Origin of the sequence: Candidatus Palauibacter sp., assembly GCF_965222475.1 — a bacterium.
Classification (GTDB): Bacteria; Gemmatimonadota; Gemmatimonadetes; order Palauibacterales; family Palauibacteraceae; genus Palauibacter.
Genome location: NZ_CBDCUB010000008.1, coordinates 1,138,533 through 1,154,928, shown reverse-complemented (window position 1 = coordinate 1,154,928; position 16,396 = coordinate 1,138,533). Strand labels below are relative to the sequence as shown.

The 16,396-nt window shown below is 67.8% G+C and carries 10 protein-coding genes and 2 pseudogenes; 2 read left to right on the top strand and 10 right to left on the bottom strand.

Going from position 1 to position 16,396, the window contains the following annotated elements; genetic code table 11:
* Positions 1-31: 31 nt before the first annotated feature.
* Positions 32-2,527 (bottom strand): IPT/TIG domain-containing protein, encoded by a 2,496-nt coding sequence (locus tag ACOQPP_RS20365; protein WP_420637358.1) that lies wholly within the window; start codon positions 2,525-2,527, stop codon positions 32-34.
* A gap of 400 nt (positions 2,528-2,927) precedes the next feature.
* Here ACOQPP_RS20365 and ACOQPP_RS20360 point away from each other — a divergent pair, with 400 nt between their 5' ends.
* Complete coding sequence (locus ACOQPP_RS20360) at positions 2,928-4,280, top strand: ISNCY family transposase (protein ID WP_420637357.1); 1,353 nt, start codon at positions 2,928-2,930, stop codon at positions 4,278-4,280.
* Between the two features lie 240 nt (positions 4,281-4,520).
* Here ACOQPP_RS20360 and asnB read toward each other — a convergent pair whose 3' ends face one another.
* The 9 genes and pseudogenes from asnB to ACOQPP_RS20315 form a co-directional block, all read right to left on the bottom strand.
* Entirely contained in the window at positions 4,521-6,194 is a 1,674-nt protein-coding gene (gene asnB / locus ACOQPP_RS20355) for an asparagine synthase B (protein ID WP_420637356.1), read from the bottom strand.
* A gap of 49 nt (positions 6,195-6,243) precedes the next feature.
* The gene (locus ACOQPP_RS20350; protein ID WP_420637398.1) at positions 6,244-7,023 is read right to left on the bottom strand and encodes a choice-of-anchor B family protein; all 780 of its coding nucleotides are present in this window, start codon (positions 7,021-7,023) and stop codon (positions 6,244-6,246) included.
* 13 nt (positions 7,024-7,036) lie between these two features.
* A pseudogene (locus ACOQPP_RS20345) lies at positions 7,037-8,152 on the bottom strand (choice-of-anchor B family protein); the annotation flags it as partial.
* 121 nt (positions 8,153-8,273) lie between these two features.
* Positions 8,274-8,543 (bottom strand): annotated as a pseudogene (locus ACOQPP_RS20340) (hypothetical protein); the annotation flags it as partial.
* 35 nt (positions 8,544-8,578) lie between these two features.
* The gene (locus tag ACOQPP_RS20335) at positions 8,579-10,057 is read right to left on the bottom strand and encodes an MBL fold metallo-hydrolase (protein ID WP_420637355.1); all 1,479 of its coding nucleotides are present in this window, start codon (positions 10,055-10,057) and stop codon (positions 8,579-8,581) included.
* 33 nt (positions 10,058-10,090) lie between these two features.
* Positions 10,091-11,293, bottom strand: coding sequence for a M20 family metallopeptidase (locus ACOQPP_RS20330; RefSeq protein ID WP_419164702.1), 1,203 nt, complete (start codon positions 11,291-11,293; stop codon positions 10,091-10,093).
* Positions 11,290-12,120, bottom strand: coding sequence for a zinc ribbon domain-containing protein (locus tag ACOQPP_RS20325; protein ID WP_419164701.1), 831 nt, complete (start codon positions 12,118-12,120; stop codon positions 11,290-11,292). The genes ACOQPP_RS20330 and ACOQPP_RS20325 overlap by 4 nt, the downstream gene beginning before the upstream one ends.
* Positions 12,120-13,277: a M20/M25/M40 family metallo-hydrolase gene (locus ACOQPP_RS20320; RefSeq protein WP_419164700.1), complete on the bottom strand. Its 1,158-nt coding sequence runs from the start codon at positions 13,275-13,277 to the stop codon at positions 12,120-12,122. The genes ACOQPP_RS20325 and ACOQPP_RS20320 overlap by 1 nt, the downstream gene beginning before the upstream one ends.
* A 547-nt stretch (positions 13,278-13,824) precedes the next feature.
* Entirely contained in the window at positions 13,825-14,244 is a 420-nt protein-coding gene (locus ACOQPP_RS20315) for a hypothetical protein (protein ID WP_420637354.1), read from the bottom strand.
* Positions 14,245-14,859: 615 nt separating this feature from the next.
* Here ACOQPP_RS20315 and ACOQPP_RS20310 point away from each other — a divergent pair.
* A complete protein-coding gene (locus ACOQPP_RS20310) occupies positions 14,860-16,035 on the top strand; it encodes a 6-bladed beta-propeller (RefSeq protein ID WP_420637353.1) in 1,176 nt (391 codons plus the stop codon).
* Positions 16,036-16,396 lie beyond the last annotated feature (361 nt).

Here is a 16,396-nt window from a genome sequence, read left to right as displayed (position 1 = left end):
CCCTCCGATGTGTCATTATCTCTCCTATTGCCTATCGGATTCGCAGCGCCCATACCGAAACGTGACCCGGGATGGGATCTCCATCCGGTGACGAGACCTTGAGGCTGGTGGGCGCCCGACGACTGCTACTAGGTGTCCAATGGACATACGAGGTCGAACCCGCGCGAACGTTCCAGCTCCGACTGAAGCTGGCGGTCGAGGAAACACCGATCTGTGGACGGAACGGGAGGGTCAACAAGTTGCCGATAATGCCGTAGAGATCCCATGTCGTGAACCCAAATGAATCCAGGATCTCTCCGCTAGGCAGACGTCGCCCATCCATCCAAAGACCGATATAAAAGTCGGCGAGAAGCTGTTCGATTCTCCAGTTACTGACGTCCTCCAGAGCTGCGAAACCGCTGTGCGGAGACTGCGTAAGGCGTCTCAGCAGCCCTTGCTCGCCTCCCGGGTATTCCTCGCCCCAACGATCCATCGCATACCGCAGGACCAGCGACGCCACTCCGTCGAGGGCTCCCCCAACGCACGGACCGATGGCTCCATCTTCCACGCCGTCGAGCCAACCGCACTCCTCCGGCGCACCGTCCACCGCCGCGGACGACATCGCTGAGGGATCCCATCCGAAGAAGCGGAGGAGATCTCGCATCCAACCGGCGTACCACTCTTGCCCGGCGATAAATTCACCGTACCCCAGATTCTGCCCGGATTCGTGCCTAAACAGCCCGAAGCCGACCAACTGTTCAGCCAACTCCGCTCCGCCCTCCAGCTCCCACGTGGCCTTATCCCCCGCACCGCCATGGATGGAGGCGTTGTATTGGACCAGGTGCGTTATCTCATGGGCCAACATCCTCTCTATGGAAGCCCTTACCTCAGCTGCTGTAATCGGCTGCCCGGCGGTGCCATCAGGATCGGGAGCTTGAGCGTAGACTATTTCAGCCCTGTTGCTCGATGCACAGAAGGCCTCTGCCCGGAGGTCACCCGACCAGACGGCACCCGAAGCCCCCGTTCGGTTGACTTCCTGCGTCATCAAGATGAGTAGGCGACCGTTCCCGTCTACGTCGGAGAGAGTGCCATAATACTCGTGGTGCATGTCTCTCAACCGCGAGGTATAGAAGTTCTCCAAACCCTCGAAGTTGGAATCGGTGAGGCTGCCACCACTGTTGGAGAGATCCTCCAGCCACACTGTATGGTCTCCCACGAAGCGGACGATGGTTTGTACGCGCTCGCCGGAGGAGCAGGTCCGCGTGGGCGCTGCGAAGAGCAACAGCGTGTCGCCGGTCGAGACCACCTGACCCGGCATCGCCCGCACCGGCGACGAGGTCGGCTGTCGACCCAGTTCGTCCATGAGCGCACGGTTCGTGGCCAACGTTTCGTAGTGAGACCGTTTGTCATATCTGGGGCCGTGAGAGACCGGCAAGGGAGACTCATCTCCGTGCGAAACCTGCAGTGGCCGGCTCCTTCCGGTCTGCCGAAGCGCCATCGGCGCGACTGACATTGTGCGCTCGGCGATACCGGTCACGGGATCCGCCTCCGGCAACACTGATCCGACGCCCACATTGCTGGTCAGCATCACAGGGGTCAGGTCGGAAGGTGACTCCGAAATCGACAAGACACCGATCAGGTATTCTCCGCCAGAAGCATCGCCGGGAAGGTGAATGCAACCGTCCCCCGCACGCGTGTAGCGATAGACGTATGGAGACAATTCAAGATCTTCCCTGCTTAACGGCGTCACGCCGACGAGGCGGGCGGCACTCCGCAGCAGGACGGTTACGCGTAGCTCCTCCCTGCGTGGCGGAAGACAGTCGCTCTGCGGAACAATCACGGAAAGGCTCGTGTCGCTGGCGGCGGTCACAAGCGCGGGCCGACCACCGACGGACACCCGATTGTCTCCCGAATGGGTGGAGAAACCCGATCCTCTGATGATCGCATCTTGCCCCTCGACAAGTACGTTTGGCTCGACACCGGTGATGATGACCTCGCTCTGCGCCGACACGACGACCTGGAAGTCCTGATGGGCGGTCAGGCCGCCTGGATCCATCGCGGTTACGGTGACCGTCGCAACGCCTTCGGAGACACCAATGACGAGGACCGTACTACCGGCTGCTGTGGCTGTTACCACTGCGGCGTTTGAAGTACTGTCCGCGTAGGTCAGCGAATCTCCGTCTGGATCCTGGAAGAAGCCGACGAGATCGACGATTACGGAATCCCGCTCGGCAAGTTCTACCCTGGGAATCGCCCCGACCGCGATGGGCGCTCTGTTGGCCGGTGGAGTCACGCGCACCTGGAATTCCTGGCGGGCGGTTAGGCCACCTGGATCCGTTGCGGTTGCGGTGACTGCCGCAACTCCCTCAGAGATGGCCAAGACCAGAATCGTGCTGCCGGCTACCGAGGCTACGGCCACCGCAGCGTTTGAAGTGTTGCCCGCGTAGGTCAGCCTGTCTCCGTCCGGGTCTCGGAAGAATCCCGACAGGTCGACTGTGGCCGAATCTCCTTCCGCGAACTCTACGCCGGGAATCGAGCCCAATGCCACGGGGGGCATATTACCAGGAGGCGGAGGAGGCGGCGGTGGCGCAGTAGCTTGGCCGCCGCACGCCACGACCAAAATGCTGGCCAAGATTGCCGTCACGGAGACCGACGCCAACCCAGGCACGGAGCGGCCGACAGTAGTGCGTAGTCGGCTGCTGGATTCTCTCATCTGTTGGATTGTGGAATTGGCTCCTCGCGACGGTTTGCCTTGGGTGCGAAGTCCCCACACGCCCTCCGCTAACGTTCATCTGCTACTAGACTAGTTCCCGTCCATAAATTCGCAAGGTGTTGCAGTCATTGATGATGCGTTCTAACCGGGGGTGTGGTTTCAGCCTTGATGGGGAGGTCTCCGGGGACGTATGATTGGGGAAACGGATAGTTCCCCATAGTTGGCGGAGGCGGTTGTGCGGAGGAAACGGGCATCGCAGCGGAGCTTGTTCGACACGGGCTACCCGGATCACGAGATGGGGCGGACGCTGGAGCGCGTGTCGCTGATCCTGGACGGCCACCCGGAGTTTTTGGACTGGATCGCGGCGGAGTTGAACCGGGGGGGGCGGAAGTCGAGGCGCGGCCGAGCGGGGCTCGCGTGCGAGGTGGTTCTCAGGTGCGGGATCCTGAAGCAGCTGTGGCAGTCGGACTACCGGGACTTGGAGTTCGCGCTCCTGGACTCGGCTTCGGCGCGGCATTTCGCGCGGGTCGACCCGCTCAGGCCGCCGAAGAAGTCGGCGCTTCAGAAGACGGTCGGTACGGTGCGGGCGGAGGTGTGGGAGCGGATCAACCGTGCGCTTCTGGACACGGCGCGCGGCGGGCGGGTTGAGACGGGCCGCAAGGCGCGGATCGACGGCACGGTGACGGAGACGCACATCCCGAGGCCCGCGGACAACCAGCTTCTTCGCGACGGGGTGCGGGTTCTGACGCGGCTCATGCGCCGTGCGCGCAAGAACTTGGGGGACGGGGCGTTCCGGCTCCACGACCACAACCGGGCGGCGAAGCGCCGGTGCCTGACGGTGTCGAATGGGCGCGGGGAGGATCGCGTGGAGGCCTACCGCAAGCTGCTGGCGGTCGTCAAGAAGACGCTTCGCTACGTGCCGGGGGCGCTGGCGGCGGCGGAGGAGTGCGGGGATCCGTGGGCGGCGGCTTGGCGGGAGGAGGTCGAGCACTACCTCGATCTGGTGGAGCGGGTGATCGACCAGACGGAGCGCCGGGTGCTCGGGGGCGAGACGGTGCCCTCCGGGGAGAAGGTGGTGAGCCTGTTCGAGCCGCACACCGACATCATCGTGAAGCGGGGCCGGGCACAGTACGGGCACAAGCTGAATCTGTCGACGGGCGGGAGCGGCATGGTCCTGGACGCGGTGGTCGAGCGCGGCAACCCGGCCGACAGCTCGCGCTGCATCCCGATGATCGAACGGCACGCGGAGTTGTACGGGGAGGCGCCGGCGCAGGTGGCGTGCGACGGGGGTTACGCAAGCAAGGCGAATCTGCGCGAAGCGAAGGCGCTGGGCGTCGTCGACATGGTGTTCCACAAGAAGCGGGGGCTGGACCCGCTGGAGATGGCGTCCTCGGCGGGGGTCTACGGCCGGCTGCGGAGGTTCCGGGCCGGGATGGAGGCGGCGATCTCGTACCTGAAGCGCTGCTTCGGCCTTCGGCGGTGCAACTGGCGGGGACTGGAGCACTTCCGGGCCTACGTGTGGTCGGCCATCGTCACGCACAACCTCGTCGTTCTTGCCCGAAGCAGGCTGAAACTCAAGCCGGCGTAGCGCCGGCCCCCTCGGACGGACCGCATCCGGCCGGCTCGCGAGAGCCGGGGGCTCCCGCGTCTCCGCGGGTCAAAAAAACGTGCCGGAGGTGCGCGAAACCACCCCCGGTGACGGTCCGGAGCGCCGGGACCGGCCGGATCAAGGGGCGAAAGCCTCGAGGAACGTCCCGCGAAACGGCATTTTATGGACGGGAACTAGACTAGAACGCACTCCGCACTCGTACGCAAGATGGCCTTCGGGTCAGTAGCTGTGGGCGTGGACGCCCTGTACGGCCCGGCCGGAGGGGTCGGCCATGCCCGCGAAGGCCGGGTCCCAGGCAATCGCGGCGGGCGTGCTGCACGCGATGCTCGGGCCCTCGGGGACGCACCGGGCCGCCGGTTCGCCCGGGAAGTGCGACGCGAAGATCGAGCGGTAGAGGTACGCTTCCTTCGTGAGCGGCGTGTTCGTCGGGAAGCGGGCCGCCGCCCGCGCCAACTGGCCGTCGCTGATCTCCGCCTCGGCGACTTCCTTCAGGCTGTCGATCCAGGAATAGCCCACGCCGTCGGAGAACTGCTCCTTCTGGCGCCACAGGATCTCGTCCGGGAGGAGCCCCTCGAACGCCCGGCGCAGGATGTGCTTCTCCATGCGCCCGTCCGCCGGCCGCTTCGACTCGGGATCGAGCGCCATCGCCACGTCGAGGAACTCTCGGTCGAGGAAGGGGACGCGCGCCTCCACCCCCCACGCCGCCATCGACTTGTTCGCCCGCAGGCAGTCGTACTTGTGGAGCTGGTCCAGCTTGCGGACCGTCTCCTCGTGGAGGGCCCGCGCGTCGGGGGCCTTATGAAAGTAGAGGTAGCCCCCGAACACCTCGTCCGCGCCCTCCCCCGAGAGCACCATCTTGATCCCCATCGCCTTGATGCGGCGGGCCATGAGGTACATCGGGGTCGACGCCCGCACGGTCGTCACGTCGAACGTCTCCAGGTGGCGGATGACGTCGGAGATGGCGTCGAGTCCCTCCTGGAGCGTGTAGACGATCTCGTGATGCACGGTGCCGATCGCGGCGGCGGCAGCGCGGGCCGCTGCCAAATCCGGGGCGCCCTCGAGGCCGACCGCGAACGAGTGCAGCCGCGGCCACCACGCCTCCTCCGCGTCGTCCGACTCGACCCGGCGGCGCGAGAACTTCATGGCGAGGACCGAGATGACCGACGAGTCGAGGCCGCCCGACAGGAGCACGCCGTACGGCACGTCGGACATGAGCTGCCGGTGCACCGCCTCCTCGAGCGCGTCACGTACCAGGGCGGGATCCGTCGGACCCTCCGCCACGGACTCGTAGCCGCGCCACCCTGGCCGGTAGTACGGCGTCAGCTCGCCCGTGCGACTGTCGAGCATGTGCCCCGGCGGGAAGTCGTGGATCTCCGGACAGGTGTCGATGAGCGCCTTCATCTCCGAGGCGACGTAGAAGCGCCCCTCGATGTCCCGCCCGGTGTAGAGCGGCATGACGCCGATGGGATCGCGCGCGATCAGATACCGGTCGCGGGCCTCGTCGTAGAGGGCGAAGGCGAAGATCCCGCTCAGCTCGTTGAGCCAGGCGGCCGGGTCAGCGGGCCGCTGCTCGTACAGGGCGAGGATGACCTCGCAGTCGGAGCGGGTGCGGAACGGGTAGCCATTCGCCACCCCGTTCTCCAGCGCCGCGTGGTTGTAGATCTCCCCGTTGACGGCGAGCACCGTAGTGCGATCGGGGCCGAACAGCGGCTGCGCGCCGCTCTCCACGTCGACGATCGACAGCCGCTCGTGGGCGAGGATCGCGCGATCCCCCGCGTAGATCCCGCTCCAGTCCGGGCCCCGGTGCCGCTGGCGTCGCGAGAGGTCCAGCGCCCGGCGGCGCAGGCCCGCCGCGCCCGGCTCGATCTCGAAGATGCCGAGGACGGAACACATGGTCTGACGCCCCCGCTCTCAGCCCTCGGGGGACGCGGCGTCCGGCCCGCTACGGGACAAGGCGCTCTGTCCTCGGGCGTACGAGGAACAGTCCCTCGCGCCGGCTCGAGAGGAGGATCGTCCCGCTCGCGAAGTAGGGATAGACGCTCCACGTGCCGTCGAAGCCCGCCGAGTCCTCGCTCCACGGCGTGGTGTCGAAACTCCCCGCCTCCGCCGGATTCTCGGGGTCGCTGATGTCGAGCACGCGCAGGCCGGCGCGGTTGTTCGACATGTAGAGGCGGTCGCCCCGCACGTAGAGGTTGTGATCCGTGACCTTCGTCGGGCTGAAGTACTCCCGCACCAGCAGGGGATCGTCGAGATCCCGCAGGTCCCACACCAGCGTCCGGGTCTGTTCCACGGAACCGTTCACCTCGTCGGCTTCGTCGTTCGAATAGAAGTACTCGTGGTCTTCCGTGAACCAGCCCTGGTGCGCGTACGACACGTTCGGGTACTCGGCCCGCGCCACCGCGACCGGGTTCGACTTGTCCGTCACGTCGGCGATCGAGAGCGCCGTCTCGTTCGCGTTCACGCAGATCTCGCGGCCCGCGTAGTCCTCGTCCGGGCCGTGGTAGCTCACGCACTGCGTGTCGTGCGAGTTGCCGGTGTTGCGGCGCCCGGTGTTGGGGTGGGCGAAGCAGCCGGCGAAGACGGGGTTCAGGGGATCGTTGATGTCCACGATGTGCGAGCCGCCGCCGCACGTCTCGCCGCCGCCCGATGCACCCACCAGATAGGCGAAGCCCGTCGCCTCGTTGATCGCGACGTTGTGCACGGAGGCGACGCTCTCGTACAGTCGCCGTGGGCTCCCACTCCCGCGACTCCGTCACGTCCCGCAGCCGGGTGAGGTCGAAGATCTGCATCCCGTGCTGCCCCGCCCCGTCCGCAACGACGAACATATGATCCCCGAACACCTTCATGTCGCGCCAGGTATTGGACCGGCTGCCCGGGGTCTTGGCCAGATTCCCCAGGTAGCGGGGATGGAAGGGATCGGTCACGTCGACGAAGGCGGTGCCGTCCATGCGGCCGACCAGCGCGTACTCGCGCCCCGTCAACGGGTCCGTCCAGCCCCACACATCGTTCAGCCGCGCGCCGCGTCCCGCGCCGAGTTCTTCGCGGGGGAGGAAGGAGAGGAGATCCACGCGGTCGCAGTCGAATCCTTCGGCGAGTCCCTCCTCGCAGTCGATCTGGCCGCCCGAGATCGAGGAGAGCCCGACCTGCTCGCTCACCAGCCGCACCGCCGCGCCGGCCCCGGCTTCCGAGACGATCGCGGACCCGGCTCCAAAGTCGTCCGTCGGCAGACCCGCGACCACGCGGCCGCCGCCCGCCGCCACGACGCGGCCCGTCGGGACCGGCTCCCGGCCCGGCATCTCCAACCCGTAGTCCACGGTCCAGCCGTCCTCGGCCCGTTCAAGCCGGTACACGAGGCCTCTTCCGGCGGCCAGGGGCGCGCCGACCCACGCGACGGCGCCGTCCACGGCGAGCGCGGCTCCGAACGCGGTGGAGGCCGGGTTGTCGGGCGTCACGGTGCCGGTGCGCTGCCAATCGCCAGCGGCGCCCCTCGCGAATCGGTGGATGGCGCCGAGTCCCTGGTACTGTCCCGGCGCTCCGACCAGGGCCTCGCCGGCGCCGAACGCGACGGCCGAGCCGAAGCCCGCTCCATCGTCGGCGCCATCGACGCCGAGTTGCGCGACGCGATCCCAGCCCGTGCCCTGGTCGAAGCGAAAGAGGTAGGCATTGCCGCGACCCTCGTCGGCGAACGGCGCGCCGACGAGCGCGAGATCTTCCTCCAGGGCGACGGAGGCCCCGAACCCGACCGGACCGCCGTCCGCCGCGAGACGGACCTCCTCCTCCCAGCCACCTCCGAAGGCGCGCCGGTAGGCGACGACGATTTCCTGTCCGCTCGAGCCGTCCGCGGCCGCCACGAGGAGGTGTGCGTCTCCGGCGGCCAGCGAGCGCCCGAACTCCTCCAGGCCGGGAGATGGAATCTCTCGCCGCGTGCAGCCATTCGGTCCCGCGCTCGAACACGTGCACGGCGCCGGCACCCGGCGCTCCCACGAACAACCAGGAGCCGTCCCCCGCCAGCGCCGCCCCGAATCGGTCGCGCACGGCGGCGTCCGGCGCGTAGAGCGCCTGGATCTCGGCCCAGTTGCCGGCGCGGAACACCCGCACGCTCCCGGGCTCGCGTTCGGAGGTGGGCTCGCCCACCAGGATTTCGTCCTCACCGACGAGCACCGAGCTGCCGAATCCCTGCCCGACGAGGGGCACGGGACCCAACGGGCCGGCCAGCGAGGCGAGGATGGCGAGAGCGGCCATGACGGCCAGCGGTCGGATCTTCATGTGTGTGACCATCACTGCGGTCCTCCGGTTTCCAGCGACCCCGCGTAGGCGGTGAACAGGTCGTTGATGTAATGGACGTCGCGCCCCTCGCGGGCCAGATAGCTTGCCGCGACGGCCGCGCGCGCGCCGCTCAGGCAGTGCACGAGCAGCGAGCCGTTCGCCGGCAGCCGGTCCGCGTGGTCGGGCAGCCGGGTGTAGGAGGCGTTGACGGCCCCGGGCAGGTGCGACGCCGCGTACTCCGAGGCGTACCTCACGTCGAGCACCTCTCCGTCCCCGTCCTCCGACAGCCGGCTCGCCGCGGCAAGGTCGATCTCCGGGATCGCGGCCGCAGCCCCGCCCTCGGCAAAGTACCGGTCGAGCGTTTCCGGCTCCACGAACCCCCGGATGTTGTCGAACCCGATCCGGACCAGGTCCCGGACCACGCCTTCCAGCTTCGCCTCCGCGACGATGAGCGTGATCGGCGCCGTCTCATCGACGACCACCGAGCCGACTGCCGTGCAGAACGACTTCGTGAGCGGCACGTAGACCGACCCCGGAAGGTGGCGTGCCATGAACGCCGAGCGGTCGGGCCGCGTGTCGATCACCACTTCGGCCGGCCCGTCTCCGCCCGCTCCCGCTCCCGCTCCGCCGGCGGCCGGGCGCGCGAACCCCTCGAGTTCCCGTACCGAGAGCCGCGGGGGGTCCGGAAGGGCCCCGAGGATGGCGGGGCCGAGCTTGTTCTCCCGCTTCATGCGCGCGAAGTACATCGGCGGTTCGGGCTGCCCCTCCAGGATATGGGACACGAACACGTCCTCCCCCTCCAGCGCCGCCGCGATCGCCGGGCTGAAGCGCCGTTCGTAGCCCACCGTCGTCTCCGGCACGGCCCCCAGCGCCTTCCCGCACGAGGAACCCGCGCCGTGGGCCGGCCACACCTGGAGGAAGTCGGGCAGTTCGAGGAAGCGTTGGACCGATCCGTACAGACGGCGCGCGGCCGGGGTCATCGCGCCTTCGACGCGGGCCGCCGTCTCGAGCAGGTCGGGGCGGCCGAGGTCGCCCACGAACACGAAGTCCCCCGACAGCAGGCCCATGGGTTCGGTGGCCCCCGCGCCCCGGTCGGTGACCAGGAACGACATGTGCTCGGGGGTGTGGCCCGGCGTGTGCACCGCCTCGAATTCGATCTCTCCGATCGCGAAGCGCGCGCCGTCCGTGAGCGGCGTGTGATCGAAGCGCTCGTCGGCCGCCCACTCGTAACGCCAGTCCGGACCGCCCTCATCGGAGAGATAGAGCCGGACCCCGAAGCGCTCGGAGAACTCCCGCGCGCCCGACAGGAAGTCTGCGTGAATGTGGGTCTCGGCCACGGCCACAATCCGCAGCTCCTCGCGCCGCGCCAGATCGACGTAGCGGTCGATGTCCCGCTGCGGGTCGAAGAGGATCGCGTCCCCCGTACGCTGACACCCGATCAGGTACGCGTACTGCGCGAGTTTCTCGTCGAAGACCTGTCGAAAGTACATTCGGATTCCGTGTCTTGCGGCGCGCGTCCCGCGCTACGGGGTGGCGAGCAGCCCCGCCAGCAGCGCCACGCGTTCGATCACCCGGTCCACGTAGACGAACTCGTGCACGGCGTGCGCTCCGTCGCCGACCGCGCCGAGACCGTCGAGCGTCGCCGTGTACTGGCTCGTCAAGTTACCGTCCGAGCCGCCGCCCGCCGATCCCTCCTCCAGCTCGAGGCCGAGTTCTCCGGCGACGAGACGCGCCCGTTCCCAAAGCTCGACGTTGCGCGGGGTCCGCTCCAGGGGTCCGCGAGCGGCGATTTCCGTGACCGTGATCGAGGTCCCGGGAACCGTGGGTTCGAGACCGAACATCGCCGCGCGAATGCGCTCGGCCTCCGCGGCGCTCCAGACGCGGACGTCGACCTCCGCGCTCGCCTCCGGGGAGACCACGTTGGCCCGCGAGCCGCCCCGGATGACGCCCACGTTCATCGTCGTCCCCGAGCCGGGATCGGCCAGGCCGTCGATCTCCCGGATCCGGTGGGCGAGTTCCAGGATCGCGGACGCCCCCTCCTCGGGCGCGAGTCCGGCGTGCGAGCTTCGACCCGAGACCTCGACCCGGTAGTGGCCGATCCCCTTGCGCCGCGTCTTGAGGCATCCGCCGGGGCCGAGGGCGGGCTCGAGCACGAAGGCCCGGGAGACGCGGCGCGCCCAGTCGACGACGAGCGGTTCGGATTCGGGGCTGCCGATTTCCTCGTCAGAGTTGATGAAGAAGACGGGGGCCACGCCCGTGTCGAGCCCGAGATCCCGCAGCGCGCGCAACGCGAACACGCCGATGGCGAGCCCGGCCTTCATGTCGAACACGCCCGGGCCGCTCAGTCGGCCGTCCTCCACCGCGACCGGCATCCGCCGCAGCGTGCCGACGGGCCACACGGTGTCCGTGTGGCCGATGAGAAGCTGCTGCCCGCCCACTCCGGCCGCCGGGCTCCGGGCCAGCAGGTGCCCCCCGGTGCGCCGGCCCGGGATGCGCTCCACATCCAGCCCGACATCGCGCAGGCCCGAGGTCAGGAGCGCCTGGATGCCGCGCTGCGTGTCCGGATCCGTGGACGGCGACTCCTCGAGCACGAGTTGCTGGACGAAGTCGACGAAGTCGGACCGCAACTCGCCCATTCGCGCGAGGACCGCCCGCGCGGCCGCGGGACCTTCCGGGGGCAATCCACCGTTCGGGCGTCCCCGGCCGTTCGGGCCGGCGCCGCTCACGAGCCGCCGTCCCCTTCTTCGGCCAGCGTTCCCTCGATGAGCGTCCGGTGCGCATCGTACTCGACCCGTTCGGGAATGCCCCCGGCCTCCGCCACCTCCTCACGCATCCGGTCCCGGAACCCCTGGGCCGCGGTCGCGTCACCCGCGAATTCGGCCGCCCGCGAGGCGAGGAGCAGCCCCAGCAGGTGGCCCGGCTCCTCGGCGAGGATCGCCTCCGCCCCCTCCCGGGCCGCGACCGAATCGGCGGAGATCAGGCTGAGCAGTCCCACATGGAAGCGCAGGTCGGCGTCGATGTCGGCCGGCGGCACGGCGTCGTAAGCCTGGAGCGCCATGCCGATGAAGAAGGCGGCCCGCTCGAAGTTCCCGCTCTCGTGCTCCCGCATGACGCGCTCGAACAGGCGGTCGGCCGCCTCGCGCGGCGTCATCGCCGCGAGTTCCTCCGCCGTCGGCATGCCGGCCCCGGCCGTGCCTCCGCCCGCTGCGCCTGCGCCTGCCGCGCCGGCACCCGGCGTCTCCCCGGGGAGACCGCCCGTCATCGTCATCTCTCCGACCCTCTCCATGCTCCCGCGCTGCACGAGGGCGGCGATGAGGATGGAGAAGGCGGTGAGCGCGAGCGCCGACGCAGCCCAGGGGATGCGGGCGGAACGAGGCTTGGCCTCGCGGGCGCCCACCGGCGCGCCGCATTCGGTGCAGTAGAGCGCCTTCGGCTTGAGCGCGGCGCCGCACCCCCGGCAGACGGCACCTCTGCCCAGCGGCGCCCCGCACTGGGAGCAGAACTTCCCCGCCCCTTCGCTCCCGCAGCTCGGACACTCCCGGGGTGCCGTCATCACGGCCGGTCCGCGCGGTCGCCGAGCCGCACCGTCGTCTCCCGCTCCTCGCCCTCGCGCAGATAGCGCAGCACGACCTCGTCGCCGGGCCGGTACGCGGCCAGCGCATCGGTGAACCCCTGGAGGTCCGCCACCTCGTGCGTCCCGAGGCCAACCAGGACATCGCCCCGCTGTAGTCCGCCGCCCTCCGCCGGCGACCCCGCGGTGACCCCGGCGAGCAGGACGCCGGAGTCCACCGGCGTGAAGTCGGGCACCGTCCCCAGCCAGGCGCCGGATCCCCGCGGGCTCTCCGTGCGTTCCCCGACTCCCGGGATGACGGCCAGCCGCTCGGGCAGGGTCGCCACGAGGCGGGCGACGTTCTCCGTGAGACGCGCCACGCGGCCGAGGCCCTCCGCATCGATCTTCTCCGCGTCGTCCGTGTGCCGGTGGTAGTCCCCGTGCACGTTGGTGAAGAAGTGGAGGACGGGGATCTCGTTCGCGTAGAAGGAGGTGTGGTCGCTGGGCCCGAAGCCCGACTCCTCGTACGCCAGCGGGATATCGAGGCCGGCGTTCGCCGCCGGCACGATCTCGCGCCACTCGGGGGCCGTCCCCATCCCGTAAACGATGAGTTCGCTGTCCTCCAGCCGCCCCACCATGTCGAGGTTGATCATCGCCACGGTGCGTTCCAGCGGGAACGCGGGGTGGTTCGCGTACCAGGACGACCCGATCAGCCCCAGTTCCTCTCCGGTGAAGGCGATGAAGAGGACCGACCGCGCCGGCCGCGGACCCCCGGTCAGCGCCCGCGCCGCGGCGAGGAGCGCCGCCACGCCCGAGGCGTTGTCGTCCGCCCCGTTGTGGATCTCCCCTGCCTCACCCGTGCTCCCGAATTCGCCGAGGCCGAGGTGGTCGTAGTGCGCGCCGATCACGACCGCCGTCTCGCTCAGAGCCGAATCGGCGCCCCGCAGCAGCCCGACCACGTTGCGCCCCCGCCCCGCCGGCGCGTGCGGCTGGGCCGCGCTCGCCAGCGGCACCTCCTGGAAGTAGCCGTCCTCCCCCGCCGGCTCGAGGCCGAGCGAGGCGAACCTGGTGGCGATGAACTCTCCCGCGCACCGCTCACCCGCGCTCCCCGGGAACCGGCCCCCGAGCGCGTCGTCCGCCAGATACCGCACCGTCTCCATGGGCGCACCCAGCCGCGGGGCGTAATGGGGACAGGTCCGAACTGGTTCTTCCGTTGCCTGCGCCAGGAGCACGCCTGGCAGGGTCAAGACCACAGCCCCAAAGGTACACGCTATCCAGCCGCGGCCCTGTCGGGCCCTCATCGCGGCCAAGCCGGTTCTATCGCCTATTCTCATGGATCGAAGTGATCCCTCTCTCCGTAGACCTCAACATGTTCCCCTTGCAGCCCCCGGTTCCCGCCGAGCGTCATGGAACATACCTCTGTCCCGACCGAAACCGGAACGTCGGTCGACACGCCCTCACACCTGCCGCCGGCCTTTCGCGATGTCCTCCGAGGACATCCAAGGATCGGCGAAGGGCAATACCGACGGGAGCCATTCGTGCAGTACCTTCGCAAGAGCGTAACTCTCCGCTCCAGACCAGCTGAGAAAAACTCTCAATTGATGTAGGTTCTTTTGGTCTTGGAGGAGGAGCTGCCCTCGGTCAAGACCTGCGCGAAGCCGGAAGATTCATGAACCAGCATCCCTCTTCGGGCGAACGTCGCGCGGTTCAGCCGAAGGGCCTTGTGTCGTGTGCCTCTTCGGCGTCGGTGAATCCGGGATTGAAACCGGCGAAACTGTTCTCGTGACGTGAGGCGACACGCCGTTCAAGGCCCAACAGATCCAAGTCGATCATGCCGTGTACGCAGCCACCATGGAGGAGCCGCAGGATCTCGGACAGGACCAAGGTAGCCGCGACCGCCCCAACGAAGGGAGCACCGACCGCCTTTCCGGCGAGCAGCGTCATCCCACACTGGTCGAGATCGTCCTCGCTTCGCATGCGCTGGTAGGCAGGTTGATCCTCGACGGTTTCACCGGAGTCGCGCACGGCCTTCCAGATCTCGGCAGCCGGACGGGAACTCGGCAGGGTATGGAGACGCATCTTCCGGAAATCACGGTGCCCCCGTCCCAAGCCGGCCTCAACCACCATTTTGAACCCTACCCGGTCCAGCGCGCCAGGGCCCTGGGCGTTATCGAGGCCGCACAGGGCAACCCCAAGCTCCGACTGCTGTCGGGTGAAGTCTGGAGCTGTCCCGCTTTCACGGACGGTTGATTTCTGTGGTTGTGGCTCTGAGATTTCGGTGGTAGCATTAGCTGACTCCACGCGACCGACGTGGTGGGCTGGCACGTGGCAGGGGCCTCTTCACTCTAGGAGGGGATTCATGAGAAACCTGAACGGCGTACTCGCCACACTGCTCCCGGCGAGTTGCATCGCACTCGTCTTCACCCTCGCTCCCGTCGACAGCCGGTACACCGCCGGGATCATCGGCGCCGAGCCGCTGTGCGCGCAGGACCAGGGTGCGATCAACAGGTGCATAGAGGCGTGGAGAGACCAGGTTGAGTCTTGGGACCGCCATTGCCCCCCCGGTACCCGTGCCCACTGCGAGGTGAGTTGCGGCTTGGATGGTTCCGGCGGACAATCCCATTGTATCTGCGCCCAGTAATGGTCGAGGAGGCGTACAACAGGCGTGGCATACGGCGTCTGGGACGGGTGCTGGTTCTAAGCTCGATAGTTGCGGCCTGTGTCGGCTTCCCTGGTCCCGCCGTGGCGACTGGCGCGGACCAGGAGAAGTCGGTCGTTTATCGAGTTCCCGACAAGCCTCGGCTCCAAATCGGATCCATCGACGGCGATGGCTCCAGCCTGTTCGGGGTGACGGACGTGATTCGCCTACGAGACGGTCGGATTCTCGTCGCGGAGGGAGGTTCGGGGGCACTCAAATTCTTCGATTCGCAGGGTGCTTTCCTGAGGTCGCTTGGCCGCACAGGCGACGGACCGGGGGAGTTCAGGAGTCTGTACCGGGTCGCTGAACTCGAAGATGGACGGCTGGCAGTCTTGGATCCCCTGCTGCGGCGCGTGACCGTGTTCTCGGCCGATGGGGGGCTCGAAGAGACCTACCAGGTGTTCCGGAGGTTCGACGAGACGGGCCGAAGAGTCGACCCATACGGGTTTCTTGCGGACGGAACCTTGGTGGGACTCGAAGTGGTCGAGGGCGAGGGCGTCGAGACGCACTACGGAGATTATCCGGGTAGCGTGCTTACGTACAGGGAGCCCATCGTCCAGCCTGTCCTCATCGACACCGCGGGGCGGGCCCTCCCCTTTGGAAGACCGGCTCCGGGGAGCGAAACCGTCTCCCAAATGCAGATGAGCACGGGAGGCGACAACGTACGCGTGGGTGGACGGCTGGTCTCCGTGCCCTTCCTCCGTACATTGATGGTAGCCGTGCGCGGCACACGGATTGCTCTGGGGCCGATCGAAGGGTATATGGTCGGCGTATATGGCGCGGACGGCACGCTGCAAGCGGGCTTCGGGGGACCTCCGCCAAAGGAGGTACCGGAGGGAGTACACGAGGCGTGGCTCGACGAGTGGGTCTCCGGGTTTTCTAGCCCGAGCGAGCGCAGAAAATGGCGAGACCGATATGAAGAGTTTCTGTCGTCCGACTCGGCACCCGCGACGCTGCCATCGTTCACGTCGCTCGTGGTGCAGAGCGGCGGGAAGGTGTGGAGGGAGGTGTATGATCCGGCACATACGGAGGACGATCCCTCACGCTGGATTGTCACTGATCCGTTGATTGTTGGAAATTTCGGCGACACCGTCATACTGCCGGCGGGCTTCCGCCCGTACGACATCGGACCAGACTATGTGCTGGGCGAATGGAGAGACGGACTCGGTATCGAGTTCGTGCGAATGTACGATCTCATCGAGGTACCCTCGGGCGGGTAGCGATTGGGAATTATAACGATGGCTTGACAAGTGGGCCTGCTGTCGCAACAAAGTCCGGTCGGAGCTGTTGTACAACTCGAAGTACATGTGGAAGTTGTATGAAAGTCCCGTTCTCGAGGGCGTAGCCGGCGCATACACTTCGCTGATCACGAGTGCCCCACTGCGGTTCGGGGTCAACTCCACCGTGTGTTCGGTGCCGCCGGGCGCGACGCTCAGGATGCGACCCGAAGCCAGTGCCGCCACACCGCTCTCAGCGGCCTCCTCGTCAGTCAGTGGACGGAAGGCGGCCACGCGATACCGCCCGGATACCAGCCGTGGCAGGTAGGCCGTTCCTTGATCGTCCGTCACAGCGGTTTCCCAG

Coding starts and splice junctions, on each gene's coding strand:
- ACOQPP_RS20325 (WP_419164701.1), bottom strand. CDS start 12,120: ATGACGGCACCCCGGGAGTGTCCGAGCTGCGGGAGCGAAGGGGCGGGG.
- ACOQPP_RS20335 (WP_420637355.1), bottom strand. CDS start 10,057: ATGTACTTTCGACAGGTCTTCGACGAGAAACTCGCGCAGTACGCGTAC.
- ACOQPP_RS20320 (WP_419164700.1), bottom strand. CDS start 13,277: ATGGAGACGGTGCGGTATCTGGCGGACGACGCGCTCGGGGGCCGGTTC.
- ACOQPP_RS20315 (WP_420637354.1), bottom strand. CDS start 14,244: ATGGTGGTTGAGGCCGGCTTGGGACGGGGGCACCGTGATTTCCGGAAG.
- asnB (WP_420637356.1), bottom strand. CDS start 6,194: ATGTGTTCCGTCCTCGGCATCTTCGAGATCGAGCCGGGCGCGGCGGGC.